This window comes from Burkholderia sp. BCC1644, from assembly GCF_902833225.1.
Classification (GTDB): domain Bacteria; phylum Pseudomonadota; class Gammaproteobacteria; order Burkholderiales; family Burkholderiaceae; genus Burkholderia.
This window is the reverse complement of sequence record NZ_CADFEI010000012.1, coordinates 125896-150993: the sequence shown is the minus strand read 5'-3', so window position 1 is coordinate 150993 and position 25098 is coordinate 125896. Positions and strand designations below refer to the sequence as shown.

Annotated in this window: 21 protein-coding genes; 5 read left to right on the top strand and 16 right to left on the bottom strand. The window is 67.5% G+C overall.

The annotated features are described in order from the left end of the window. The first annotated feature begins 37 nt into the window (after positions 1-37). Positions 38-1585, top strand: a complete 1548-nt coding sequence (locus HWX87_RS23955; protein ID WP_176049598.1) for a S41 family peptidase — start codon at positions 38-40, stop codon at positions 1583-1585. Between the two features lie 105 nt (positions 1586-1690). Beyond that, complete coding sequence (locus HWX87_RS23950; protein WP_176049597.1) at positions 1691-2443, top strand: HesA/MoeB/ThiF family protein; 753 nt, start codon at positions 1691-1693, stop codon at positions 2441-2443. Positions 2444-2511: 68 nt separating this feature from the next. Here HWX87_RS23950 and ptsP read toward each other — a convergent pair whose 3' ends face one another. From ptsP to HWX87_RS23915, 7 genes are all read right to left on the bottom strand, one after another. Beyond that, positions 2512-4284, bottom strand: coding sequence for a phosphoenolpyruvate--protein phosphotransferase (gene ptsP / locus HWX87_RS23945; RefSeq protein ID WP_176049596.1), 1773 nt, complete (start codon positions 4282-4284; stop codon positions 2512-2514). A 201-nt stretch (positions 4285-4485) separates the two neighbouring features. Further along, positions 4486-4755, bottom strand: a complete 270-nt coding sequence (locus HWX87_RS23940; RefSeq protein WP_011353292.1) for an HPr family phosphocarrier protein — start codon at positions 4753-4755, stop codon at positions 4486-4488. Positions 4756-4828: 73 nt separating this feature from the next. Further along, a complete protein-coding gene (locus tag HWX87_RS23935; protein ID WP_176049595.1) occupies positions 4829-5299 on the bottom strand; it encodes a PTS fructose transporter subunit IIA in 471 nt (156 codons plus the stop codon). 231 nt (positions 5300-5530) lie between these two features. After that, entirely contained in the window at positions 5531-6487 is a 957-nt protein-coding gene (gshB, locus tag HWX87_RS23930) for a glutathione synthase (protein ID WP_176049594.1), read from the bottom strand. A gap of 27 nt (positions 6488-6514) precedes the next feature. After that, the gene (gene gshA, locus HWX87_RS23925) at positions 6515-7804 is read right to left on the bottom strand and encodes a glutamate--cysteine ligase (RefSeq protein ID WP_176049593.1); all 1290 of its coding nucleotides are present in this window, start codon (positions 7802-7804) and stop codon (positions 6515-6517) included. Positions 7805-8049: 245 nt separating this feature from the next. After that, positions 8050-9564, bottom strand: coding sequence for an ammonium transporter (locus HWX87_RS23920; protein WP_176049592.1), 1515 nt, complete (start codon positions 9562-9564; stop codon positions 8050-8052). A gap of 37 nt (positions 9565-9601) precedes the next feature. Continuing rightward, positions 9602-9940: a P-II family nitrogen regulator gene (locus tag HWX87_RS23915; protein ID WP_006398175.1), complete on the bottom strand. Its 339-nt coding sequence runs from the start codon at positions 9938-9940 to the stop codon at positions 9602-9604. Positions 9941-10295: 355 nt separating this feature from the next. Between HWX87_RS23915 and HWX87_RS23910 the strand changes: the two genes are divergently transcribed. Together HWX87_RS23910 and HWX87_RS23905 are read left to right on the top strand one after the other, a co-directional pair. Then, on the top strand, positions 10296-10547 hold the full coding sequence (locus tag HWX87_RS23910; RefSeq protein WP_006489451.1) for an accessory factor UbiK family protein: 252 nt from the start codon (positions 10296-10298) through the stop codon (positions 10545-10547). Positions 10548-10808: 261 nt separating this feature from the next. After that, on the top strand, positions 10809-12407 hold the full coding sequence (locus tag HWX87_RS23905) for a YifB family Mg chelatase-like AAA ATPase (protein ID WP_176049591.1): 1599 nt from the start codon (positions 10809-10811) through the stop codon (positions 12405-12407). Between the two features lie 333 nt (positions 12408-12740). Here HWX87_RS23905 and HWX87_RS23900 read toward each other — a convergent pair whose 3' ends face one another. Further along, complete coding sequence (locus HWX87_RS23900) at positions 12741-13313, bottom strand: hypothetical protein (RefSeq protein WP_176049590.1); 573 nt, start codon at positions 13311-13313, stop codon at positions 12741-12743. Positions 13314-13474: 161 nt separating this feature from the next. On the opposite strand from HWX87_RS23900, the gene HWX87_RS23895 reads away from it, so the two are divergent. Then, on the top strand, positions 13475-14011 hold the full coding sequence (locus HWX87_RS23895) for a TlpA disulfide reductase family protein (protein WP_124819691.1): 537 nt from the start codon (positions 13475-13477) through the stop codon (positions 14009-14011). A 104-nt stretch (positions 14012-14115) separates the two neighbouring features. Here HWX87_RS23895 and HWX87_RS23890 read toward each other — a convergent pair whose 3' ends face one another. From HWX87_RS23890 to HWX87_RS23855, 8 genes are all read right to left on the bottom strand, one after another. Next, positions 14116-15471: a sigma-54 dependent transcriptional regulator gene (locus HWX87_RS23890; protein ID WP_176049661.1), complete on the bottom strand. Its 1356-nt coding sequence runs from the start codon at positions 15469-15471 to the stop codon at positions 14116-14118. A 169-nt stretch (positions 15472-15640) separates the two neighbouring features. After that, a complete protein-coding gene (locus tag HWX87_RS23885; protein WP_244137735.1) occupies positions 15641-17710 on the bottom strand; it encodes an ATP-binding protein in 2070 nt (689 codons plus the stop codon). 4 nt (positions 17711-17714) lie between these two features. Continuing rightward, entirely contained in the window at positions 17715-19004 is a 1290-nt protein-coding gene (locus HWX87_RS23880) for a dicarboxylate/amino acid:cation symporter (RefSeq protein ID WP_176049589.1), read from the bottom strand. Between the two features lie 353 nt (positions 19005-19357). Continuing rightward, entirely contained in the window at positions 19358-21043 is a 1686-nt protein-coding gene (locus HWX87_RS23875; RefSeq protein WP_176049588.1) for a cation acetate symporter, read from the bottom strand. An 11-nt stretch (positions 21044-21054) separates the two neighbouring features. Next, entirely contained in the window at positions 21055-21360 is a 306-nt protein-coding gene (locus HWX87_RS23870; protein ID WP_176049587.1) for a DUF485 domain-containing protein, read from the bottom strand. Between the two features lie 123 nt (positions 21361-21483). Continuing rightward, on the bottom strand, positions 21484-22689 hold the full coding sequence (locus HWX87_RS23865; protein WP_176049586.1) for a CaiB/BaiF CoA-transferase family protein: 1206 nt from the start codon (positions 22687-22689) through the stop codon (positions 21484-21486). Between the two features lie 30 nt (positions 22690-22719). Further along, on the bottom strand, positions 22720-23856 hold the full coding sequence (locus HWX87_RS23860; protein ID WP_176049585.1) for an acyl-CoA dehydrogenase family protein: 1137 nt from the start codon (positions 23854-23856) through the stop codon (positions 22720-22722). A gap of 14 nt (positions 23857-23870) precedes the next feature. Then, positions 23871-25079 (bottom strand): acyl-CoA dehydrogenase family protein, encoded by a 1209-nt coding sequence (locus HWX87_RS23855; protein ID WP_176049584.1) that lies wholly within the window; start codon positions 25077-25079, stop codon positions 23871-23873. Positions 25080-25098 lie beyond the last annotated feature (19 nt).

Sequence of the window (25098 nt, the reverse complement as noted above, 5' to 3'; positions counted from 1 at the left end):
GCTACCGCCACGCGCTTCCCGACCGCACCAGATCTCTATGCGAATGAAATTGAAGAACATCGGCCTGATTGCCGCGGGCCTCGCCACGGGCGTGTTCGCCACGCTGCAGGTTTCCGCATCGGCCGAGCAGACCGCCACGGCGCCGCTTCCCCTCGACCAGCTCCGCCTGTTCGCGGAAGTCTTCGGCCAGATCAAGCGCGAGTACGTCGAACCGGTCGACGACAAGAAGCTGCTGACGGCGGCGATCAAGGGCATGGTGTCGAGCCTCGACCCGCACTCGTCGTTCCTCGACAAGACCGACTATGACGAGCTGCAGGAGCAGACGAAGGGCCGCTTCGCGGGTCTCGGCATCGAGATCTCGCAGGAAGACGGCCTCGTCAAGGTGATCTCGCCGATCGAAGATACCCCGGCATTCCGCGCCGGCATCCGTCCGGGCGACCTGATCACGCGCATCAACGACAAGCCGGTGCGCGGCATGACGCTCGACAAGGCCGTCAAGCAGATGCGCGGCGAGCCGGGCACCAAGGTCACGCTGACGATCTTCCGCAAGAGCGACGACCGCACGTTCCCGGTCACGGTCACGCGCGCGATCATCAAGGTCCAGAGCGTGAAGATGAAGATCCTCGATCCGGGCTACGCGTATGTCCGCATCACGAGCTTCCAGGAGCGCACGACGCCCGATCTCGCGCAGAAGCTGCAGGACATCGCACGCCAGCAGCCGAACCTGAAGGGCCTCGTCCTCGACCTGCGCAACAACGGCGGCGGCCTGCTGCAGAGCGCGGTCGGCGTGGCCGGCGCGTTCCTGCCGCCCGACTCGGTCGTCGTGTCGACCAACGGCCAGATCCCCGATTCGAAGCAGGTCTACCGCGATACGTACGACAACTATCGCCTGCCGTCCTTCGACGGCGATCCGCTGAAGAACCTGCCGCCGGTCTTCAAGACCGTGCCGATGATCGTGCTGACGAACGCGTATTCCGCGTCCGCGTCGGAAATCGTCGCCGGTGCGCTGCAGGATTCGAAGCGTGCGCAGATCATGGGCAAGACGACGTTCGGCAAGGGTTCGGTGCAGACGGTCCGCCCGATGACGGCCGACACCGCGCTGCGCCTGACCACCGCGTACTACTACACGCCGAGCGGCCGTTCGATCCAGAACAAGGGCATCACGCCGGACGTGCCGGTCGATCAGTACGCGGACGGCGATCCGGACGACGTGCTCGTGACGCGCGAGGTCGATTACACGAACCACCTCGCGAACACGCAGGATCCGAACGAGAAGAAGGAACAGGAAGAGCGCGAGCAGCGCCGGATGGATCAGCTGCGCGTCCTCGAAGAGCAGAACGACAAGAAGACGCCGGAGCAACGCCAGAAGGATCGCGATCGCAAGCCGATCGAGTTCGGCAGCGCCGACGACTTCATGATGCAGCAGGCGCTCAACAAGCTCGAAGGCAAGCCGGTGCAGGAATCGAAGTCGCTGCTCGCCGACAGCACGAAGGGCCCGGCCGGCAAGGCCGCCACGGCCCCGAAGGCATCGGGCGCGAGCGCGAAGCCGGCTTCCGCACCGAAGCCCGCGTCGGCGCCGAAGTAAGCGCCGGCCGGCATCCGACGGGCCATCGCGGGAAGACCGCGATGGCCCGTTTTTCATGCGCGCCTAGAATAACGAAACGTCCGCCCGCCTCGCCCACGACTCCCCATGAACGACGATCAACTCCTGCGCTACTCCCGACACATCCTCGTCGACGAAATCGGCATCGAGGCGCAGCAGCGCTTTCTCGATGCGCATGCGATCGTCGTCGGCGCGGGCGGCCTCGGCTCGCCCGCCGCGATGTACCTCGCGGCATCGGGCGTCGGCACGATCACGCTCGTCGACGCCGATACGGTCGACCTCACGAACCTGCAGCGGCAGATCCTGCACGTGACGGCATCGGTCGGCCGCAGCAAGGTCGAATCGGGGCGCGACACGCTCGCGCAACTGAATCCCGGCGTGCAGGTGCATGCGGTCGCGGAGCGCGTCGACGATGCCTGGCTCGATGCGCACGTGCCGCGCGCGACCGTCGTGCTCGACTGCACCGACAACTTCGCGACGCGCCACGCGATCAACCGCGCGTGCGTCGCGCACGGCGTGCCGCTCGTGTCGGGCGCCGCGCTGCGTTTCGACGGCCAGATCAGCACGTTCGACTTCCGCGATCCGGCCGCGCCCTGTTATGCGTGCGTGTTCCCGGAAGACCAGCCGTTCGAGGAAGTCGCATGCGCGACGATGGGCGTGTTCGCACCGACGGTCGGCATCATCGGCGCGATGCAGGCCGCCGAAGCGCTGCGCGTGATCGGCGACATCGGCAGGACGCTCAACGGGCGGCTGATGATGCTCGATTCGCTGCGGATGGAGTGGACGACGATGAAAATCGCGCGCCAGGCCGACTGCCCCGTCTGCGGGGGCCGGCACTGACGCGCGACGGGCATACGCCGAACGGCGCACGCGTGACACGCCGCTACAGTTAGCGGCGGCGGGAACGCCTAGGCCGCCGCATCCGCGCGCGGCACGGCGACAGACAGGCGCTGCAACGCCGCCTGCACTTCTTCCGGCTCGAACGCGGCCAGCACGTCGGCCGTCGGCTTCTCGAGCGCCTTCAGGTGCGCGCGCAGGATCTCCTGTTTCACGACGAGCAACTGGCTCGGGTGCATCGAAAACTCGGTGAGCCCCATCCCGAGCAACAGGCGCGTGAGCGCCGGATCGCCGGCCATCTCCCCGCATACCGACACCGACACACCCGCGCGCTTCGCTTCGCGCAGCGTATAGGAGATCAGGTGCAGCACGGCCGGGTGCAGCGGGTCGTACAGGTGCGCGACCGCGTTGTCCGCGCGATCGATCGCGAGCGTGTACTGGATCAGGTCGTTCGTGCCGATCGACAGGAAATCGAACCGCTTCAGGAACAGCGGCAGCGCGATCGCCGCGGCCGGAATCTCGATCATCGCGCCGATGCGCACGTTCGGATCGTAGGCGAGCCCCGCGTCGTCGAGCTGGTGCTTCGCCTCGCGGATCAGGTCGAGCGTCTGGTCGATCTCCTGCGCGTGCGCGAGCATCGGAATCAGGATCTTCACCTGGCCGAACGCCGACGCGCGCAGGATCGCCCGCAGCTGCGTGAGGAACATCTGCGGCTCGGACAGGCTCCAGCGGATCGCGCGCAGGCCGAGCGCCGGGTTCGGCGCCGTCTCGTAGCCTTCGTCGAGCGCTTCGAGCGGCTTGTCCGCGCCGACGTCGATCGTGCGGATCGTCACCGGCATGCCCTTCATCCACTCGACGGCGCGCTTGTACGCGGCGAACTGCTCCTCTTCTTCCGGCATCTCCTTCTGATGCATGAACAGGAACTCGGAGCGGAACAGGCCGACGCCGACCGCGCCGGCCTCGACGGCCGCCTTCGCGTCGTCGGGCAGCTCGATGTTCGCGTACAACTCGATCTTGGTGCCGCACAACGTTTGCGTCGGCGAGAACTTCAGACGCTGCAGCTTGCGTTGCTCCAGCAGCTTCTCGGACTGGCGGTACGAATATTCCTCGAGGACGATCGGCGCGGGATCGACGATCACGATGCCCTGGTCGCCGTCGACGATGATCAGGTCGTCCTGGCGGATCAGCGCGCTCGCATGCTGCACGCCGACCGCGGCCGGGATGCCGAGGCTGCGCGCGACGATCGCCGTGTGCGACGTGCGCCCGCCGAGGTCGGTGACGAATGCCTGGAACGACTGCGTCTTGAACTGCATCATGTCGGCCGGCGCGATGTCGTGCGCGACGACGATCATCTCGTTCGTGCCGTTCTTGGCCGCGCGATCCAGTGCCTGCGATGCGGACGGCGCACCGGCGAGCGCCTTCAGCACGCGCTCGACCACCTGCTCGATGTCGGCCTTGCGCTCGCGCAGGTATTCATCCTCGATGTCGTCGAAATGACGCGTGAGCAGCTCCAGCTGCTCGGTCAACGCCCATTCGACGTTGTAGCGGCGCGTGCGGATCAGGTCGATGGTTTCCTGCACGAGCATCTCGTCGCTCAGGATCATCGCGTGGACGTCGATGAATGCGGCGACTTCGCTCGGGGTGTCGTCGGTCAGGTCGGCGCGCAACGCTTCGAGTTCGTGATGCACGACGTCGAGCGCCGTGCGGAAGCGCTCGACCTCGGCGTCGATCTGGGGTGCCTCGACCAGGTAATGGGCGACGTCGAGCGCCGCCGGCGCGATCAGATACGCTCGCCCGATCGCGATACCACGTGAGACGGGAATGCCTTGCAGCGTGAAGGACACGCGCACCTCCTCTGTACAAGTAAAGCCGCGGCACACTGCTGCGATGCGCTTATGACCCCGGTTAGCGATTATAAATTCCGCGACTCCCTGCTGACTGCATGCACCGCAGCATTGCGCATTTCGCATCAATGCTGCCGACGAAAAAAATGCCGCGAAAAACGCGGCATTCCGACTGGAAACGGCAACGATCCCGCGTGGCGATCACTGGCCTTCGCCGAACTTGTCGGCAATCAGCTTCAGCAGCGCGTCCATCGCTTCCTGCTCGTCGGACCCTTCGGTCTCGATCGTCACGGTGCTGCCGATGCCGGCCGCCAGCATCATCACGCCCATGATGCTCTTCGCATTGATCTTGCGCCCGTTGCGCGTCATCCAGACTTCCGACTGGAAGTTGCCGGCCAGTTGCGTGAGCTTGGCCGATGCGCGCGCATGGAGCCCCAATTTATTGACGATGGTGGTTTCTTGTTGAAGCATGATTCTCGGTCGGGTCGGTCGGGGCCGCCGGCGGCGCGCGTCGGCGGTGTTGTCTGAAACGGAAAACGGGTAATCAGTGCGATTCGGTGCGCGGCTGCGGTTCGGGCGGAATCGGCGCGCACTGGCCGCAGCCGGTTTCCGACGGCGGCGGCGGCGTGCCGGACGACACCTCGTGGACGCCCTTCGCGCCGCCGGACAGCGCCTTGTCGACCAGCTTGTCGAGCGGTACGGTGCGGTAGCAGACGGCCCGCACGAGCATCGGCAGGTTCACCCCCGCCAGCACGCGCACGTTGTCGATTTTCGCGAGCTGGCCGGCGATGTTCGCGGGCGTCGCGCCGTACATGTCGGTCAGCACGATCACGCCGTTCTCTTCCTTGAGCCGCGCGAGTTCCGCGTGCGCGAACGCCATCACCTGGGTCGGATCGTTGTCCGGCATCACGTCGATGCAGCCGATGCGCGCGGGTACGCCGCCGTAGATGTGCGCGATGCAATCCCGCAGCGCGGTGGCGAGCGGGGCGTGCGCGATGATCAGGATCCCGGCCATGTCAGATCGCTCCCGGCCGCCCCTGGCGGGCCGACACCCCGCGGCGGGGCAATGAGCGTAGCGAGTGTGGGAAACGTTTCATGTTCAGCCTTGCAACAGTATCGGCCCGACCGCCGGGCCTTCGGTGCACCGATCACGGCACCGGGCAAGCGGGCATTGTAGCAGGCCGGTCAAGCTGCTCCGGCGACGGGGGACCTGCGCGGCCGCCGCCGGGGTTGCGCGGAATGCGGCCTACCCGGCCGCACGCTCCAGCGCGTCGATGAACATCGCGGCGACGTCGAAGCCCGTTTGCTCCATGATCTCGCGGAAGCACGTCGGACTCGTGACGTTCACCTCGGTCAGCCAGTCGCCGATCGCATCGAGGCCGACCAGCAGCAGCCCGCGCGACGCGAGCACCGGGCCGAGCGTCTCGGCGATCTCGCGATCGCGGGCCGTCAGCGGCTGCGCAACGCCCAGCCCGCCAGCGGCCAGATTACCGCGCACCTCGCTGCCCTGCGGAATCCGCGCGAGCGAATACGGCACGGGCTCGCCGCCGATCAGCAGGATGCGCTTGTCGCCGGCCTTGATCTCGGGAATGAATTTCTGCGCCATCACCGAGCGCGTGCCATCGTGGCTCAGCATCTCGATGATCGAACCGAGGTTCATGCCGTCCGGCTTCACGCGGAACACGCCCATCCCGCCCATCCCGTCGAGCGGCTTCAGGATCACGTCGCCGTGCTCGGCGTGGAACGCGCGCAGCCGTTTCGCGTCGCGCGTGACCAGTGTCGGCGCGACGAACTGCGGAAACTCGCCGATCGCGAGCTTCTCGGAATGGTCGCGGATCGACTGCGCCTTGTTGAACACGCGGGCACCCGCGCGCTCGGCGAGTTCGAGCAGCCAGGTCGACGTCACGTACTCCATGTCGAACGGCGGATCCTTGCGCATCAGCACCGCGCCGAACGATTCGAGACGGCGCGCATCGACCGGGCCCGCGTCGAACCAGGTCTCGCGATGCAGGTCGTCCAGTTCGCCGACGAACGTGATGCGCCGCACGTCGGCCTCGACCGAGGAACCCGTCCACGCGAGGTGGTTCGGCTCGCATGCGTACACCGCATGCCCGCGGCGCGCGGCCTCGGCCATCATCGCGTAGGTCGAATCCTTGTAGATCTTGAAGCGCTCGAGCGGGTCGGCGATAAAGAGAATGTCCATGCGGGTCCTGTACGTAGCGAAGGTCCGTTATACCTGGATGGCTTCGGGATCGGTCTTTTCCAGTTCGATCGACGACGCGATCAGCGACAGCCGCGCGACGACGCCGTACATGTAGAAACGGTTCGGCGGCGCGGCACCCGGCTTCGCGCCGGCATCCGGCAGCGCGGTGTGCTCGAAGCCGAGCGGCACGTAGTGCATGCCGGGCGCGTTCAGGTTCTGGTCGCGCTCGCGGCCGCCGTGCGTGCGGTAGAAACCGCCGACCACGTAGCGGTCGATCATGTACACCACAGGCTCGGCCACTTCGTCGCCGACGCGCTCGAACGTATAGACGCCCTCCTGCACGATCACGTCGCGCACCGCGAGGCCGGCCTTCGACTCGGCCATCTGCGCGCGCTCGGCCTTCGACATCCGGCCGATCTCGGCCGCGTCGTGCACGGTCATCACGCCGCGCCCCGCCGTGCCCGCGTCGGCCTTCACGACGACGTAAGGCTTCTCGCTGATCCCGTATTCGCGATACTTGCGCGCGATCTTCTTCAGCACGCCGTCGATCGCGTCGGCGAGCGCCTGCTCGCCTTCATGCGCCTGCCAGTCGACGCCTTCCACGTGCGAGAAATACGGATTCACCATCCACGGATCGACGCCGACCATCTTCGCGAACTTCTTCGCGACGTCGTCGTAGCACGAGAAATGCGTCGACTTGCGGCGCACGGCCCAGCCCGCGTGCAGCGGCGGCAGCAGGTACTGCTCGTGCAGGTTTTCCAGCACGGCCGGGATGCCGGCCGACAGGTCGTTGTTCAGCAGGATCGAGCACGGATCGAAATTCTTCAGGCCGAGGCGGCGCTGCGAACGCTCGAGCGGTTCGAGCACGATCTTCTGGCCGTCGGCCAGCGTGATCGGCGTCATGTCGGTGATGCTCGGGTCGAGCGAGCCGAAACGCACGTTCAGGCCGGCCTGGCGCATGATCGTCGCGAGGCGCGCGACGTTTTCGAGGTAGAACGCGTTGCGGGTCGGCAGCTCGGGAATCACGAGCAGGTTCTTCGCGTCCGGGCAGATCTTCTCGATCGCGGCCATCGCCGCCTGCACGGCAAGCGGCAGCACTTCGGACGGCAGGTTGTTGAACGCGCCGGGGAACAGGTTCGCGTCGACGGGCGCCAGCTTGAAGCCGGCGTTGCGCAGGTCCACCGAACAATAGAACGGCGGGGTGTGTTCCTGCCATTCGAGCCTGAACCAGCGTTCGATTGCAGGCGTCGCGTCGAGGATCTTCTGCTCGAGCTCGAGCAGCGGACCGTTCAACGCGGTAACGAGGTGGGGAACCATGAATCACTCGCGAGCGGGAGAATGAAGATTGTAGAGCAATTGCCCTGCCCATTTGGGGATTGTTCCCGGCTTCGCAAGGGTTTGGAGGAAGTTTTCGGCTATTGACCCGATAGCGCGAAGGGTTATGCGCTACGGCAGTGGGTGACAGGAGAAAAAAAGCCCGCCGGGTGGGGCGGGCCGAAGTCGCTGCGCTCATTCAGTGGCGGGCGCCGTCTTTGCGGCGGCCCGCCGGTCATCCTTATGACTTATTCGACATGCTCGCCGTGCAGCACCACGTCGAGGCCTTCGCGCTCTTCCTCTTCGGACACGCGCAGGCCCATCGTGATGTCGATCAGCTTCAGCAGCACGAAGCTCAGCACGCCGCTGTAGACCAGCGTGATCAGCACGCCCTTCGCCTGCAGCAGCAGGCTGCCGTCGGCGCCGCCGATGTCCTTGACCGCGAACACGCCCGTCAGCAACGCGCCGAGAATCCCGCCCACGCCGTGCACGCCGAACGCGTCGAGCGAATCGTCGTAGCCGAGCTTCGACTTCAGCCACGTCGCCGACCAGAAGCACACGACACCCGCGGCGATACCGATCACCAGCGCACCCGGCACGCCGACGAAACCGGCCGCCGGCGTGATCGCAACCAGACCCGCGACCGCACCCGACACGATGCCGAGCACCGACGGCTTGCCGTGCGTGAGCCATTCGGCAAACATCCAGCCGAGCGCCGCGCAGGCCGTCGCGACTTGCGTCGTCAGCATCGCGAAACCGGCACGGCCGTCGGCCGCGACCGCGGAACCCGCGTTGAAGCCGAACCAGCCGACCCACAGCATCGAGCCGCCGATCATCGTCAGCACCAGGTTGTGCGGCGCCATCGATTCACGGCCGAAGCCGACGCGCTTGCCGAGCATCAGGCACGACACGAGGCCCGCGATACCGGCGTTGATGTGCACCACCGTGCCGCCCGCGAAGTCGAGCACGCCGTCCGACGACAGCCAGCCGGTCGGCTCCCACACCATGTGCGCGATCGGCACATAGACGATCAGCGACCAGAGCGTCATGAACACGAGCATCGCCGAGAACTTCATCCGGTCGGCGAACGCGCCGCAGATCAGTGCCGGCGTGATGATCGCGAACGTCATCTGGTAGACGAAGTAGACCGATTCCGGAATCGTCGGCGCCAGGTGGCTGACGGTCAGCGTCGTCGCCTTGTCGCCGTGGATGTAGTTCATCCCGTGCAGGAACGTGCGCGACAGGCCGCCGATGAAGCCGTTGCCCGGCGTGAACGCGAGGCTGTAGCCGATCACCGTCCACAGCACCGTGATCACCGCGGTGATCGCGAAGCTCTGCATCACGGTCGCGAGCACGTTCTTCTTGCGGACCATGCCCGCGTAGAACAGCGCGAGGCCGGGGATCGTCATGAACAGCACGAGCGCGGTGGAGGTCAGCATCCACGCGGTGTCGCCGGCGCTGATCTTCGACGAATCGACCGAGAACGGTGCGGTCGGGGCAGCCGGTGCGGCCGGCGCGGACGCGGCGGCGGCAGCCGATGCGTCCGTGGCGCCCGACGCCGGTGCGGCGGCAGCGGCAGTCGCGGATGCGTCGGTGGCAGCCGGTGCCGAAGCGGCCGGCGCAGCAGCGGCCGATGCGTCGGAAGCCGTGGCGGCGGGCGCGGACGCAGCCGCGGCGGACGCCGCGTCGTCGGCGAGCGCGGGGCCGACGCCAGCCGCAATCAGCGAGCCGGCCATCAGCAGGGACATCAAAAGTTTGCGCATCTTGGGTTTCCTCTTGTCGCTTGTCTTGTCTGTTCTGTTACAGCGCGTCAGCGCCGGTCTCCCCGGTGCGAATCCGGATTACCTGCTCGATCGGCGTGACGAAGATCTTGCCGTCGCCGATCTTGCCGGTGCGCGCGGCCCGCTCGATCGCTTCCACCGCCTGGTCGACGAGATCGTCCGACACGGCCGCCTCGATCTTCATCTTCGGCAGGAAATCGACCACGTATTCGGCGCCGCGGTACAGCTCGGTGTGCCCCTTCTGGCGCCCGAACCCTTTCACCTCCGTCACCGTGATGCCGGAGACGCCGAGGGCCGACAGCGCCTCGCGCGTCTCATCGAGCTTGAACGGCTTGATGATTGCGGTAATGAGTTTCATGAAGTCCTCTCGCTGGGTTGTCCCGTCGAATTGGTTGGAATGATGTAACGGACTCTCCTCAGCAACTCGCATGCCATGTTCGTCCGAGCACCGTCTCGAAGGGCTCGGGAACGGGGTCGCATCCCGCGATGTAAGGCGCGGAAGCCCGGCCGAATGGCCAACGTGGCCCGGTTTGCTGGCGCGGCGAAAGGAACGTTGCTAGAGTGCACGCACGTCCCGGATCGCCGGGCCATTCACCCATGCCGGCGCCATGCCCGGAATTCGCGCCCCCGGCGCACCATTTCCGGTCATGCGTGCATCATGGGCACGTACGCAACTGAAGATGCACATTTTTTGTGCAAGGAAGGGGAATCACATGAAGCAACCCAGCGACGTTTTCAACGATCTGCAGTCGCGTGTCAGCGACCTGCTGAAAAACTCGCCGGCCAAGGATGTCGAGCGCAACGTGAAGGCCATGCTGTCGCAAGGCTTCTCGAAGCTCGATCTCGTCACGCGCGAGGAATTCGACACGCAGGCCCAGGTGCTCGCCCGCACCCGCGTGCGCCTCGAGGAACTCGAAAAGCGCGTCGCGGAACTCGAGCAGAAGCTCGCCGCGCCGCAGGCCTGACGCCCCACCCGGCCGCAAGGTCGGGCGCGGGCCGCCTCGCGCGGCCCGCGCCCGCCGCCCCGAAAGTGTTCCACCGCTCCCCGTAGTCCGTCGTTCCTCGCAGCCCCCCGCTCTTCGCAGTCCATCGTTCTTCGCAGTTCGTCGTTCCGCAGTCCCTCGCTCTTTCCCCGCGCCACGCCGGCACGCGCGCACCGAATTCTCCGATTCCCGCGGCATGCGGCCCCGAACGGCCGTCGTCCGTCTGCTTACAGGAGCCTCGCCATGTCGCTTGCCGTGGTGCGCAGTCGCGCGCCCGCGTCCGGCCGCGCGCCGGACGTTACCGTCGAAGTCCATCTCGCCAACGGGTTGCCGTCGTTCTCGATCGTCGGCCTGCCCGATCTCGAAGTCCGCGAAAGCCGCGAGCGCGTCCGCGCCGCGCTGCAGAACTGCGGCTTCGAATTTCCCGTGCGCCGCATCACGGTCAATCTCGCACCGGCCGATCTGCCGAAAGAGTCGGGCCGGTTCGACCTGCCGATCGCGCTCGGCATCCTTGCCGCGAACGGCCAGATCCCGGCCGACGCGCTGGCCGGCCGCGAATTCGCTGGAGAACTGTCGCTGACGGGCGCGCTGCGGCCGATGCGCGGTGCGTTCGCGATGGCGTGCGGCGCCGCGCGGGACTGGCGTGCGGGCGAATCAGGATCGGGATTTGGCTCGGGCCCGGACGCCGTCACGACGCAGGGAACCGCGGCGGCATCACAAGCGCCCGAACTCTATCTGCCGTTCGACAGTGCGGCCGAGGCCGCGCTCGTGCCGGGCGTGACCGTGTTCGGCGCACGCGACCTGCCCGCGCTGTGTGCGCACCTCGCCGATGCGCCTGACGGGCGGCTCACGCCGGTCGCGGCGCCCTGCCTCGACGGCCTGCCTGCGCCGGCCGCGCCCGACCTCGCCGACGTGGTCGGCCAGCGTGGCGCCCGGCGCGCGCTCGAAGTCGCCGCCGCGGGCGGTCATCACATGCTGATGGTCGGGCCGCCAGGGGCCGGCAAGTCGATGCTGGCCGCGCGGTTGGCCGGCCTTCTGCCGCCGTTGACCGACGACGAGGCGCTGACGTCGGCGGCGCTCCTGTCCGCGAGCCGCCTCGGCTTCTCGCCCGCGCAGTGGCGCCGACGGCCGTTCCGTTCGCCGCATCATTCGTCGAGCGCCGCCGCGCTGGTCGGCGGCCGCAATCCGCCGCAGCCGGGTGAAATCACGCTCGCGCACCTCGGCGTGCTGTTTCTCGACGAGCTGCCCGAATTCGACCGGCACGTGCTCGAAATGCTGCGCGAGCCGCTGGAAGCCGGCCGCATCACGATCTCGCGCGCGGCCCAGCAGGCCGACTTCCCGGCCGCGTGCCAGTTGATCGCCGCGATGAACCCGTGCCCGTGCGGCTGGCACGGCGATCCGTCCGGGCGCTGCCGCTGCTCGCCGGACGTCGCCGCGCGTTATCTGCGCAAGCTGTCGGGGCCGCTGCTCGACCGCATCGACATCCAGATCGACCTGCCCGCGCTGTCGCCGGCCGAACTCGCATCGCGCACGGCGGCGCCCGGCGAGCCGAGCGCGGCGGTGGCCGCACGCGTCGCCCAGGCGCGGGCGCTGCAGCTCGACCGGCAGGGCAAGACGAATCACATGCTGAGCGGCCGCGAGACCGACGACCTGTGCCGGCCGACCGACGAAGGCGAGCGGCTGCTGCGCGAAGCCGGCGAGCGCTTCGGCTGGTCGGCGCGTGCGTATTTCCGCGTGCTGAAGGTCGCGCGGACGATCGCCGACCTGGCCGGCGACCCGCTGCCGACGGCCGCGCAGATCGCCGAGGCGATCCGCTATCGGCGCGCGCTCACGGCGCTCTGAGCGCCCTCGGAGGACAAAATCCGGCTGTCAAGACTTGACTTATGCACAATTTCACGAATCCGGCCCCGGATCGGGGCTCGCCGGCACCTTTTCGAGAGGGAGTCCGTATCCCATTGTTTTTATTGATTTTTCTCAAACACCGAGAGAACAACCAAACGGGCCGGAGGGCCGTCCGGCGCGGCTCAGCGGGAAATCCGGGCAACTTTTCAACAAAGTTATCCACATGCGCTGTGGATAGTCGAAAAAACCTCGCAAAATCCGGTCACTAGCGTCGAAAGCTGCGAATGAACTTTCAATTGTCACAGAGTGTCGGGGCACCCTCGACGGCCGTGATCAATCGAGTTTGAACGAGCCGAAAAACTGGTCGAGCTGCTCCTGCGTGAGCGACCCGTCGGCGATCACGACGGCCTGGTACGCGTGCCGGCCGCGCGCGGCAAGCCGTGCGACGATCGTCTTGCGTGCGCGATCGCCGCCGGCAGCCGCTCCCGCGATGCGCAGCTCGATCCCGTTCACCGCGCCGCCGGCCGCGAGCGGCACCGGCACCGGCACCGTCTGCGGCGCGCCTTCGAGGTTGCGCGACAGCCCGGCGCGCAGGAATTCGAGCGCGGCGCGGCGCGTGTCGTCGCGATCATCGGGCAGCGTCAGCGTGCCGACCGCGAACACCGCGCCGTCGACGTGCGCGGCCTGCATCCGCATCGGCATCGACGTGCCGCCGATCGCCACCGGCTGCTCCTCGACGGTCGGCTTCGCCGGCAGGTCGATCGTGTAGCCGGCGTCGTTGTGCAGCGTACGCCAGTCGAACGACGGCGAACACGCGGCCAGCGCGGCGCTCACGCAGGCGAGCGCGGCGAAGTGTCGCAGCGGACGAAAAAGGGGGCGCAACGAATCGATGACTTCCTTCGGCATGGCGTGAGTCGGGCAGGCAAAAACGGGCATTATCCGCCGAACCTGAAAACCGGGATGCATGGCGGCGGCCGGTGCGCGCGCCGCATTCGCGTTAAAATGAGCGCCGAATTTCGACGTCCTTTGCATCGACCCGCGTCATCGACCGACTCCGAGAGCACCAGATGAACACCACGCCTCCCGCCCGCCGCAGTGCCGGCCCCGTCCGCTACATCGTCGCGGCTGCCGTCGTCGCGGCCATCGCCGTCGCCGGCTTCTTCGCGTTCAACGGCAAATCCAGCGTGCCGGACGCGACGTTCACGCTGCTGTCGGGCCAGAAGGTCTCGACCGCAGGCGACCTGAAGGGCAAGGTCTATCTCGTGAACTTCTGGGCGACGAGCTGCGCGACCTGCATGCAGGAAATGCCGCAGATGGTCGATACCTACAATCGCTTCAAGGGCCAGGGTCTGGAATTCGTCGCGGTCGCGATGAACTACGATCCGCCGATGTACGTCGCGAACTACGCGCAGACGCGCCAGTTGCCGTTCAAGGTCGCGCTCGACGACGGCAGCGTCGCGAAACAGTTCGGCAACGTGCAGCTCACGCCGACGACCTTCGTCGTCGACAAGGACGGCAAGATCCTGAAGCGCTACGTCGGCGCACCGCAGTTCGCGGAACTCGACGCGCTGCTCAAGAAGGCGCTCGACAGCAACGCGGCCTGAGCGCCGCCAGATCCGGGATCCGGCTCGAAGGGCGGCACGCCGCGCCCGTCCCGCACCAACGGACCGTACGACCGGGCAACCCGGCTCTACGGTCCGTTTGCTTTTCAGCGCTCGGTTTCGCCTTTCGCCGACAGCCCGTAGCGCTTCATCTTCTCGTACAGCGTCGCCTTGCCGACATGCAGCCGGTCGGCCGTCGCGGCGACCGCGCCGCCCGTCTGGTTCAGCGCCTCGGCGATCACCGCGCGCTCGAACTGCTCGATGCGCTCCTTCAGCGTCTGGTCGTTGTCGGCATCGTCGCCGCCCGCGCCCGTTTCCTGCGGCATGTCGGCCACGCCGAGCACGAAGCGGTCGGCCGCGTTGCGCAGCTCGCGCACGTTGCCGGGCCAGTCGCGCTGCATCAGGCTCGCGCGCTGCCGGTCGGTCAGCACCGGCGCGGGACGCGCGTAGCGCACGGCCGCATCGAGCATGAAGTGCTCGAACAGCGGCACGATGTCCTCGCGGCGCTCCGCGAGCGGCGGCAGCGCGATCGTCACGACGTTGAGCCGGTACAGCAGGTCGCGCCGGAACGTGCCGGCCGCGACGAGCTCGCTCATGTCGCCCTTCGCGGCCGCGACGACGCGGCAGTTCACGCGGATCGGCTGGTTCGAGCCGAGCCGCTCCAGCACGCCGTCCTGCAGCACGCGCAGCAGCTTCACCTGCAGCGCGAGCGGCATGCTTTCGATTTCGTCGAGGAACAGCGTGCCGCCGGACGCATATTCGAGCTTGCCGACGCGCCGTTTCGCCGCGCCCGTGAATGCGCCGGACTCGTAGCCGAACATCTCCGATTCGAACATCGGCTCGGGCAGCGCGCCGCAATTCACCGCGATGAACGGCTTGTCGCGGCGCGGCGACAGCTCGTGCAGGCTGCGCGCGATCAGCTCCTTGCCGGCACCCGTGTCGCCGTTGATCAGCACCGACGCATCGGTCGGCGCGACGTTCGCGATCAGCTTGCGCACCTGCTCGATCGCAGGGCTGCGGCCGATGATGCGCGGCGCGACGACGTTCTGCCCTGCCAGCTCGCGCCGCAGTGCGTGGTTCTCGAGCACGAGCTCGCGGCGCTCCAGCGCACGGCGCACCGTCTCGATCAGGCGCTCGGCCGCGAACGGCTTTTCGATGAAGTCGTACGCGCCGTCGCGCATTGCCTGCACGGCCATCGAGATGTCGCCGTGACCGGTGACGAGAATCACCGGCACGTCGGGCACGCGCTCGCGGCACTGCGCGAGCACCTCGAGCCCGCTCGCGCCGGGCAGCCGGATGTCGCTGACGATCGCGCCGGCGGTATCCGCGACGATCGCCTTCTCGGCCGCTTCGGCCGACTCGAAGCCGGCGACGTCGAAGCCCGCCAGCTGAAGGCTCTGCACGCTCGCCCGGCGAACGAGCGCATCGTCTTCGATATAGATCACTTGCAGCCGGTTGGCCATCGTACTCACTTGCTCCTGACAGGCCGCGCGACGGTCTCGCGCGCGGCTGCGTTGATGCCGGTCGTGCGCCGACCGGGCCTGCGACGGGTCTGGGGCCTGTTCACGCTGATGACGGGCTTGCGCTGGCCACCAGAAGGGCCGAGCGCAAGAAATACGCAAACGGCGCGCCTCACTCCTTGCACTGCGAGCGGAAAGGCACGTTCGCAAGCCCGTCATCAGCGTGAACAGGCCCTGGCGAACCCGCCGGCTCGGACACGGAGTCCGGATGATGCGTGCGTGCGCGCCGCAGCGTCAAGACGAACAGCGCGCCGCCCGACGGCGCGTTTCGCGCGGTCAGCGCGCCGCCCGCGTCGCTCGCGATCGACGACGAGATCGCGAGGCCAAGGCCGAGCCCGCGCCCCATTTCCTTCGTCGTGAAGAACGGTTCGAACAACCGCGGCAGCAGGTCCGGCGCAATGCCGGAGCCGTTGTCGCGCACTTCGACCGCGAGCGTCGCGGCCGACACCGCGATCGTCACTTCGATCGCCGGCGCAGCGACACCGGCCACCGCGTCGAGCGCGTTGCCGAGCAGGTTGATCAGCACCTGTTCGAGGCGCAAATCCTCGCAACGTGCAACGAGCGCCGGATAGTCGAGCGCCAGGTCGAGCGGCTCATCGTGCGCAGGCGACATGGTCGCGTCCTGCAGCGTCAGCGTGAGTGCGACGCCGCTCAGGCGCTCGCCAAGCAGCGACAGCACGCTGCGCAGCGCGCGCACGACGAGCGCCCGCTCGTTGCGCGGCTTCGCGCGGCCGACGAACAGCTTCAGCTGATTCGTGATCTTGCCCATCCGCTCGGTGAGCGCCGCGATCGCCTCGAGGTTCTCGCGCGCGGCCGCCTGCTCGCCGCGATCGAGCAACACGCGCGTGTTGTCCGAGAAACTGCGCAGCGCCGCGAGCGGCTGGTTCAGTTCATGCGTGATGCCGGCCGCCATCTGGCCGAGCGCGGCGAGCTTGCTCGCCTGGATGAGTTCGTCATGCGCGGCGCGCAGCTCCTGCTCCGCGTGGATCCGGTCGCCGACTTCCTTCTGCAACTGCTCGTTCGCTTCCGACAGGTCGGCCGTGCGCTCCTCGACGCGCCGGTTCAGCTCCGCGTACGCCTGCTGCAACAGCGCGCGGCCGCGGATCATTTCGCGCACGCGCGCGCGGCGCATCCGCCAGTAGAACGCGAGCAGCGCAACCGACACGAAGCCGAAGCCCGTGACGATCGTCGCGTTGCGCGCATCGGTGTCGACGGGCGCGATCGGCGCGAGCGTGACGAGCAGCCAGTCGGGCTCGCCGATCCGGCGCTTGCTGGCGAGGAAACGCGGCGCGCGCCGGCCGGGGCCGAGGCGCACGATCTCCGCATCGGCGCCGAGCGTCTGCTCGATGCGCAGCGGCAGCGGCGTGACCGGTTGCTGCGCGTACTGGCGCGTCTCGTAGATCGACGCGGCGACAGGGCCCGTGAGCGGGCGCAGCGTGTGGTACTTCCACGCGGGCACCGACGACAGGAACACGACACCGTGATCGTCGGCGACGACGAGCGGCTCGGACGCATCGGCGCCCTGGAACCATTCGAGATTGAGCTTCACGACGACGACGCCCGCGATCTTGCCGTCGCGCCACACGGGCTGCGAGATGTAGTAGCCGGGGTCGCGCGAGATCGTGCCGATCCCGAAGAAGCGGCCGACCTGGCCGTTCATCGCGTCGACGAAATACGGGCGGAAGCGGTATTCGATCCCGACGAAGCTGTCGGGCGCGCGCCAGTTGCTGGCGGCGACGCACAGGCCGTCCGCGCCGATCACGTAGGTGACGGTCGCGTGTGCGTGTTCGTTGAGATCTTCGAGATAGCGGTTGACGCGCGCGGTGTAGTCGCCGCGCTTCGGCTCGGCGAGCAGGTCCTGCACGTACGGATGGCTTCCGAGCAGATAAGGCAGCGACTCGTAGCGGTCGAGCGTGCTCTTGAGCGCGTTGGTAGTGCGGTCGACGCGCACCGCGGCGTTGCGCTGCAGCTCGGCGACGCCGCGCCGCCAGGTGATCGTCCACGTCAGCGTGCACGCCGCGACGAGCGCGGCGGCAAGCACGACGAGGATGAGCAGGCGGCGCGTCACGGTCGAGGCTTCCTGGCGATGCGGATCGTCTATTGTGTCATAGGCCTCCGCATCCACGCGCCGATCGCCGCGTGCCGCGCTGCCGGCGGACGGCGCCGCCGCCTGCTCCTTCATGACATCAGACGCCGGCCGTCTCGGTCGGCGCGACTTCGCCGCCGCCCTTCAGCGCCTGGCGCAGCTTGTTGCGGTCGAGTTCCTTCTCCCATGCCGACACGACGACCGTCGCGACGCCGTTGCCGACGATGTTGGTCAGCGCGCGGCATTCGCTCATGAAGCGGTCGATGCCGAGGATCAGCACCATGCCCGACAGCGGGATCGTCGGCACGACGGCCAGCGTCGCGGCGAGCGTGATGAAGCCCGCGCCCGTCACGCCGCTCGCGCCCTTCGACGTCAGCATCGCGACCGCCAGCAGCGTGAGCTGCTGCATCCACGTCAGTTCGATGTTGGTCGCCTGCGCGATGAACAGCACGGCCATCGTCATGTAGATGTTGGTGCCGTCGAGGTTGAACGAATAGCCGGTCGGCACGACGAGGCCGACGACCGAACGCGAGCAGCCTGCCTTCTCGAGCTTTTCCATCAGCTGCGGCAGCGCGGCTTCCGACGAGCTCGTGCCGAGCACGATCAGCAGCTCTTCCTTGATGTACGACACGAAGCGGATGATCGAGAAGCCCGTGAAGCGCGCGATCGCGCCGAGCACGACGAGCACGAACACGACCGACGTCAGGTAGAACGTGCCGATCAGCTTGAGCAGCGGCACCAGCGAGCCGACGCCGTACTTGCCGATCGTGAACGCCATCGCGCCGAACGCGCCGATCGGAGCGAGCGTCGTGACGATGTGCACGATGCCGAACAGCACGCGCGTGAGCCCGTCGATGAAGTCGGTGACGACACGGCCGCGCTCGCCGAGGTGCGCGAGCACGCTGCCGAACAGCAGCGCGATCAGCAGAATCTGCAGGATTTCACCCTGCGCGAACGCATCGACCATCGTGTTCGGGATGATGTGCATCAGGAAGTCGACCGTCGACTGTCCGTGCGCCTTCGCTGCGTACGACGCGACGGCCTTGCCGTCGAGCGTCGCCGGATCGATGTTGAAGCCGACGCCCGGACGCAGGATGTGCGTGGCCGCGAGGCCCAGCAGCAGCGCGAAGGTCGACACGATCTCGAAGTACAGCAGCGCCTTGCCGCCGACGCGGCCCACCTTCTTCATGTCCTCCATGCCGGCGATGCCGGTGACGACCGTACAGAAGATGATCGGACCGATCACCATCTTGATCAGCTTGATGAAGCCGTCGCCGAGCGGCTTCATGTCGGTGGCGAGCGCCGGGTAGTAATGGCCGAGGATCACGCCGACGATGATGGCGAAGATCACCTGCACATAGAGCACTTTGTAGAAGGGTTTCTTCTTCACGATGGTTCCTGCTGATGTAGATGAGCCGATGGAAACGGCGTCACGCGCGCGGACGAATGTCAGGGGAGTCACTCGCCCGCGCGGCTGCCGTGCCGCAACAAGCGATGCCTCAGGACGTCCGAAGGGGGAGGAAGGCAGTGGTCATCGGTTGTCTCCTTGCTTGCTGTAGTAGTTCGGCCGGGGGATGGCCGTGCGTTTTATATCGCAAGGTCGATGCCAGGTTCCCGTAACCCCTCAAACCGTTGTTTTCATTGTATTTCTCATAATGCGGCAGGCAAGGAAATCCGGGATTCCGGATTTCCGGAAAATTTCCGTCCGGGGATTCGGACGGATGGGTGGATTCTTCAGATGAATCAGTGTTGTACGGCCTCGCCCGCCAGCACCCCCGTCTGCGCATAAAACTCCTGCTGCGCGAACGCGTCGCGCTCGCGCCGTGCGCGCTCGCTGCGATCCGCGAGCGAGCCGACGACGATCCCGACGAACGCGAGCGGCACCGACACGAGCGCCGGGTTGTCGAGGAACACCGGGGCGTGCGCGTGGTGCAGAACATCGACCCACACCGACTTCGACAGCACCGTGAGCACCACCGCCGACCCGAGACCGAGGACGCCGCCGAGCACCGCGCCGCGCGTCGTCATCCCGCGCCAGAAGATCGACATCGCGAGCACCGGGAAATTCGCGCTCGCGGCCACCGCCGCGACGAGCCCGACCATGAACGCGACGTTCACGTGCTCGAACAGGATCGACAGCCCGATCGCGATGGCCGACAGCACGATCGTCGCCGCGCGCGAGATGCGCATCTCGAGGCGCTCGTCGGGCTTGCCGCGCGCCCACATCTGCGCATACAGGTCGTGCGAGATCGTCGTCGCGCCGGCCAGCGTCAGGCCCGCGACCACTGCGAGGATCGTCGCGAACGTGACGGCCGCGATGAAGCCGTAGAACCAGTTCCCGCCGACCGCCTGCGCGAGCTTCACCGCGACCATGTTCGAGCCGCCGAGCAGGTCGTGCGTCAGGTTGAACGAGCCGTTGGCGCCCAGCTTGAAGAATTCCGGATGCTGCGCGAGCAGCACGATCGCCGAGAAGCCGATCACGAAGGTCAGCAGGTAGAAGTAGCCGATGAAGCCGGTCGCGTAGAGCACCGACTTGCGCGCCTCCTTCGCGTTCGGCACCGTGAAGAAACGCATCAGGATGTGCGGGAAGCCGGCCGTGCCGAACATCAGCGCGATGCCGAGCGACAGCGCGTTGGCCGGATCGCGGATCAGCTTGCCGGGCCCCATGATCGACAGCGCGCCCGGATGCACGGCCACTGCACGACGGAACATCTCGTCGATGCTGAAACCGAATTCGGCGAGCGCGAGCACGACGAGCAGCGTCGCGCCGCACAGCAGCAGCACGGCCTTGATCACCTGCACCCAGGTCGTCGCGGTCATCCCGCCGAAGAACACGTAGACGACCATCAACACGCCGACGATCAGTTCGGCCGTGCCATACGACAGCCCGAACAGCAACTGGATCAGCTTGCCCGCGCCGACCATCTGCACGACGAGGTACAGCACGACGATCGTCAGTGCGTTTGCGGACGTCAGCAGCCGGATCGGCCGTTGCGCGAAGCGGTACGCGACGACGTCGACGAACGTGAACTTGCCGAGGTTGCGCAGCGGCTCGGCGATCAGGAACATCACGAACGGCCAGCCGACCAGGAAGCCGATCGAGTAGATGAGCCCGTCGAAGCCGAACATGAACACCATGCCGGACAGCCCGAGGAACGACGCGGCCGACATGTAGTCGCCCGCGATCGCGAGCCCGTTCTGCAGCCCGGTGATGCCGCCGCCGGCCGTGTAGAAGTCGCGTGTCGAGCGCGTGCGCCGCGCGGCCCAGCGCGTGAGCGCGAGCGTCGCGAACACGAACGCGAAGAACATCCCGATCGCGACGGGGTTCAGTTCGACCTTGTCGGGCATCGGGCCCGCGACCGATACCGCGTGCGCGGCGGAGGAAACGAGAACGGCAAGCGCGCCGAGCGCGATCGATGAATGTCGCATCCGGGCCTCCATCACGAACGTCCGAGGATCGCGTCGACCCGGCGGTCGAACGCGCGGTTCGCGCGCAGCACGTAGCACGCGGTCAGGCCGATCGCGACCAGGATGATCGCGACGCCCGCGGCGATTCCGACGGTCGTCGTCGCGCCGCGGTACAGCGGCGCCGCGAGCACGTGCGGCGCGAGCGCGACGAGCAGGATGAAGCCGTAGTAGGTCGCGATCATCAGCGCCGTCAGCGTGAAGCTGAAGCGGCGCCGCGCGCGCACGAGCTGCTGGTAGTCGCGGCGCGCCGTGACCGATTCGATGACGGAAAACTCCATGGTGTCTCCATTTCCAGCGCGTCGTTGCGCGAGGGTTGTCTTGTGGATCGATAGCGCGTCAACCGGTCCGCCCGCGCCGCGGCGGTGCAACGTGTTGTGTCGTGCCCGTGCGTGGGCGTGTGATCAGACCACCCGATCCGCTCGCAGCCGCGCGACCTCGTCGGCCGACATCCCGAGCCAGCCGCCGAGCACCGCATCCGTATCGGCACCGAGCACCGGCGGCGCGCCGCGCACCGGCAACCGTGCGCCGTCGAAGCGGTACGGCGGTGCAAGCACGTCGACGCCGCCCGCGACCGGATGCGGCTGCCGCGTGACGAGCCCCGCGCTCGTCGCGCGTTCCGACTTCAGCGCTTCGTGCAGCCCGAGCACTTCGCCGCACGGAATGCCCGCGTCGGCGAGCGCAGCGAGCAACGTCGCGCGCGACCGGCGTGCAAGTTCACGACGAATCTCGGGCAGCAGGTCGGCGCGATTCTCCGAGCGGCCGAGGTTGGTCTTGTAGCGCGCGTCGGCCGCGAGATCGGGCCGCTCGATCGCATCGCAAAAGCGTGCGAACTGCGTGTTGTTGCCGACCGTGATCACCAGCGGGCCGTCGGCCGCGTCGAACACGCCGTACGGCACGATCGACGGATGCGCGTTGCCGTAGCGCGGCGGATCTTCACCCATCAGCAGCGCGTCGAGCCCGTAGTACGCGGTGATCATCAGCCCGCAGTCGAACAGCGCCATCTCGATGCACCGTCCGCGCCCGGTTGCATGGCGTTCGTACAGTGCGGCGAGGATCGCCTGCGCCGAGTACATGCCGGTGAACAGGTCGACCGCCGCGACGCCGAACTTCAGCGGCGGCTGGCCGGCCTCGCCGTTCAGCGCCATCAGCCCGGCCTCGCCCTGCACGACGAGGTCGTAGCCGGGCCGCGCGGCTTCGGCGCCCGACCGGTCGTAGCCGGAGATCGCGCAGTGCACGAGGCGCGGATTCAGTTCGGCCAGCGCGTCGTAGCCGAGCCCGAGCTTTTCCGCGCCGCCGAACTTGAAGTTGTGAAGCACCACGTCGGCCTGCGTGGCCAGCTCGCGCGCGAGCCGCCGCCCTTCGTCGGTCTGCAGGTCGAGACAGATCGAGCGCTTGCTGCGGTTCACGCTGTTGAAGTAGGTCGTTTCGGTGTCGCCGATCCTCAAGCCCCAGTCGCGCGTATCGTCGCCGCGCGCCGGATGCTCGACCTTGATCACTTCCGCGCCGAAATCGGCGAGCACCATCGCGCACCACGGGCCTGCCAGCACGCGCGAGAAATCGAGCACCTTCACGCCGGCCAGCGGCAACGCGCGCGGTTCGTTCGTCATCCTTGTCTCCTCCATTCGCGCTGTGCGCCTTTACTGTTTCGACAGCGCGATGTAGCACGCGAGATGGTGATCCTCGTCGCCGAGCTGATGATCGATCATCACGAGGCGCTTCGCGTAATGCGACAGCGGCAGCTCCCACGTCATCCCGATCCCGCCGTGCAGCTGGATGCTCTCCTCGGCGACGAGCGTGCCGATCCGGCCGATGCTGTATTTCGCCGCCGCCAGCGCGCGTTCGCGCACCACGCGCGGCGCGTCGAGCTGCGCGGCCGCGTTGATCACGGCCGAGCGCGCCTGCTCGACTTCGAGCAGCAGGTCGGCCATCCGGTGCTGCAGCGCCTGGAAGCTGCCGATCGGCAGCCCGAACTGCTTGCGCGTGCGCAGGTACTCGAGTGTGTGCTCCTTCGCGACATCCATCGCGCCGAGCGCTTCAGCCGACAGCGCAAGCAGACCGTAGCCAAGCACGCGTTCGAGCAACCCGGCGCCCGCTTCGCCGTCGTGCGCGCCGAGCGCCGCATCGGCCGACAGCGCGACACGCTCGAAGCGCACTTCCGCCGCGCGGCCGCCGTCGATCTTCCGGTAGTCGCGCAGCGAGACGCCCGGTGCGTCGGCCGGCACGACGAACAGGCCGATGCCGGCCGCATCGTCATCGGCGCCCGACACGCGTGCGCTGACGACGAAGAACGCCGCCTGCGCGGCCTGGTCGACGACGCCCTTCGCGCCCGTCAGCACCCAGCCGTCGCCCGATCGTTCGGCGCGCGTGCGCACGGTCGTCAGCTCGTAGTGCGAGCCCGGCTCGTCGTGCGCGAATGCCGCGCTCGCGCTGCCGTCGATCAGCGCCGCGAGCTTGTCGCGATGCGCGTCGCCGCCGGCGAGCGACAGCGCGCGGCCGGCCAGCAGTGCGCCGAGAAACGGCTCGACGACGAGCCCGCGCCCGAGGCATTCGAACACCACGGCGATGTCGAAGCCCGCGCCGCCGAAACCGCCGTCGGCTTCGGGAAACAGCGCGCCGACCGTGCCGAGTTCGGCAAAGCGCTGCCACATCGCGCGATCGAAGCCTTCGGCCGACTGCGCGATGCGATCGCGCACGGGAAGCGCGTACTGTTCGGCGATGAAGCGGTTCAACGTGTCCGCCAGCATCCGGCGGTCTTCTGTGTGCTGGAAATCCATCGTCGCGTCCCTCGTTACAGCCCGAGCATCATCTTCGCGATGATGTTCTTCTGGATCTCGTTCGAGCCGCCGAAGATCGACAGCTTCCGGTTGTTGAAATACTGCAGCGCGGCGCTCGCGGCGTCTTCCGGGCCGACTGGCTCGCCGTCGTAGTCGCCATCGAGCGCTTCGTCGACGAACGGCTGCGCATACGGCCCCATCGCACGCCGCATCAGCGCCGTGATCTCCTGGCGGATCTGCGTGCCGCGGATCTTCAGCATCGAGCTTTCCGCGCCCGGCGCGCCGCCGCCCGCGACCGCGGCCAGCACGCGCAGGTTCGTCGTGCGCATGTTCTCGAGCTCGATCTCGACACGCGCGACGCGCGCCGCAAAGAACGGATCGTCCGCGAGCGACCGGCCGTTTTTCGTCACCTTCGCGGCGACCGCGCGCAGCCGGTCGAGCGCGGCCGTCGAGAAGCCGATTCCGGCAATGTTGGTGCGCTCGTACGTGAGCAGGTACTTCGCGTAGGTCCAGCCGCGGTTCTCCTCGCCGACGAGGTTCTCCGCCGGCACGCGCACGTCGGTGAAGAACACCTCGTTCACCTCGTGCTCGCCGTCGAGCGTGATGATCGGACGGACTTCGACGCCTGGCGTGTTCATGTCGATCAGCAGGAAGCTGATGCCTTCCTGCTTGCGCACGTCGGTCGCGGTGCGCACGAGGCAGAAGATCATGTTCGCGTAGTGGCCGAGCGTGGTCCACGTCTTCTGGCCGTTCACGACGTAGTGCTCGCCCTGCGCGTCGAGCCCGCGCACCGCGCTCGTCTTCACCGCCGCGAGATCGGAACCGGCGCCCGGCTCCGAGTAGCCCTGGCACCACCAGTCGGTGCCGTCGAGGATGCGCGGCAGCCAGCGGCGCTTCTGCGCTTCGTTGCCGTACTTGATCAGCACGGGCCCGAGCATGTTCACGCCGAACGGCACGATGCGCGGCGCACCCGCGAGCGCGCATTCGTTGTCGAACAGGAACTTCTGCGCGACGCTCCAGCCGGGGCCGCCGTATTCGCTCGGCCAGTGGCTCGCGAGCCAGCCGCGCGCGTTGAGGATCGCGTGCCATGCGCGCATGTCGTCGCGCGTGAGGTGCAGGCCGCCCTTCACCTTGCGCGCAATGCGCTCGGGCAGTTCGGCTTGCAGGAAGCGCTGCACTTCCGTGCGGAAGGCTTCCTCTTCGGGAGTGAAATTGAGGTCCATCTTCGGTCCGTGGCGAATG

Bases quoted from the DNA above. Each gene is read 5' to 3' on its own strand.
- HWX87_RS23955 (WP_176049598.1), top strand. From the start codon at position 38: ATGCGAATGAAATTGAAGAACATCGGCCTGATTGCCGCGGGCCTCGCC.
- HWX87_RS23950 (WP_176049597.1), top strand. From the start codon at position 1,691: ATGAACGACGATCAACTCCTGCGCTACTCCCGACACATCCTCGTCGAC.
- HWX87_RS23940 (WP_011353292.1), bottom strand. From the start codon at position 4,755: ATGCTTCAACAAGAAACCACCATCGTCAATAAATTGGGGCTCCATGCG.
- HWX87_RS23935 (WP_176049595.1), bottom strand. From the start codon at position 5,299: ATGGCCGGGATCCTGATCATCGCGCACGCCCCGCTCGCCACCGCGCTG.
- gshB (WP_176049594.1), bottom strand. From the start codon at position 6,487: ATGGACATTCTCTTTATCGCCGACCCGCTCGAGCGCTTCAAGATCTAC.
- gshA (WP_176049593.1), bottom strand. From the start codon at position 7,804: ATGGTTCCCCACCTCGTTACCGCGTTGAACGGTCCGCTGCTCGAGCTC.
- HWX87_RS23920 (WP_176049592.1), bottom strand. From the start codon at position 9,564: ATGCGCAAACTTTTGATGTCCCTGCTGATGGCCGGCTCGCTGATTGCG.
- HWX87_RS23915 (WP_006398175.1), bottom strand. From the start codon at position 9,940: ATGAAACTCATTACCGCAATCATCAAGCCGTTCAAGCTCGATGAGACG.
- HWX87_RS23910 (WP_006489451.1), top strand. From the start codon at position 10,296: ATGAAGCAACCCAGCGACGTTTTCAACGATCTGCAGTCGCGTGTCAGC.
- HWX87_RS23905 (WP_176049591.1), top strand. From the start codon at position 10,809: ATGTCGCTTGCCGTGGTGCGCAGTCGCGCGCCCGCGTCCGGCCGCGCG.
- HWX87_RS23900 (WP_176049590.1), bottom strand. From the start codon at position 13,313: ATGCCGAAGGAAGTCATCGATTCGTTGCGCCCCCTTTTTCGTCCGCTG.
- HWX87_RS23895 (WP_124819691.1), top strand. From the start codon at position 13,475: ATGAACACCACGCCTCCCGCCCGCCGCAGTGCCGGCCCCGTCCGCTAC.
- HWX87_RS23890 (WP_176049661.1), bottom strand. From the start codon at position 15,471: ATGGCCAACCGGCTGCAAGTGATCTATATCGAAGACGATGCGCTCGTT.
- HWX87_RS23885 (WP_244137735.1), bottom strand. From the start codon at position 17,710: ATGAAGGAGCAGGCGGCGGCGCCGTCCGCCGGCAGCGCGGCACGCGGC.
- HWX87_RS23875 (WP_176049588.1), bottom strand. From the start codon at position 21,043: ATGCGACATTCATCGATCGCGCTCGGCGCGCTTGCCGTTCTCGTTTCC.
- HWX87_RS23870 (WP_176049587.1), bottom strand. From the start codon at position 21,360: ATGGAGTTTTCCGTCATCGAATCGGTCACGGCGCGCCGCGACTACCAG.
- HWX87_RS23865 (WP_176049586.1), bottom strand. From the start codon at position 22,689: ATGACGAACGAACCGCGCGCGTTGCCGCTGGCCGGCGTGAAGGTGCTC.
- HWX87_RS23860 (WP_176049585.1), bottom strand. From the start codon at position 23,856: ATGGATTTCCAGCACACAGAAGACCGCCGGATGCTGGCGGACACGTTG.
- HWX87_RS23855 (WP_176049584.1), bottom strand. From the start codon at position 25,079: ATGGACCTCAATTTCACTCCCGAAGAGGAAGCCTTCCGCACGGAAGTG.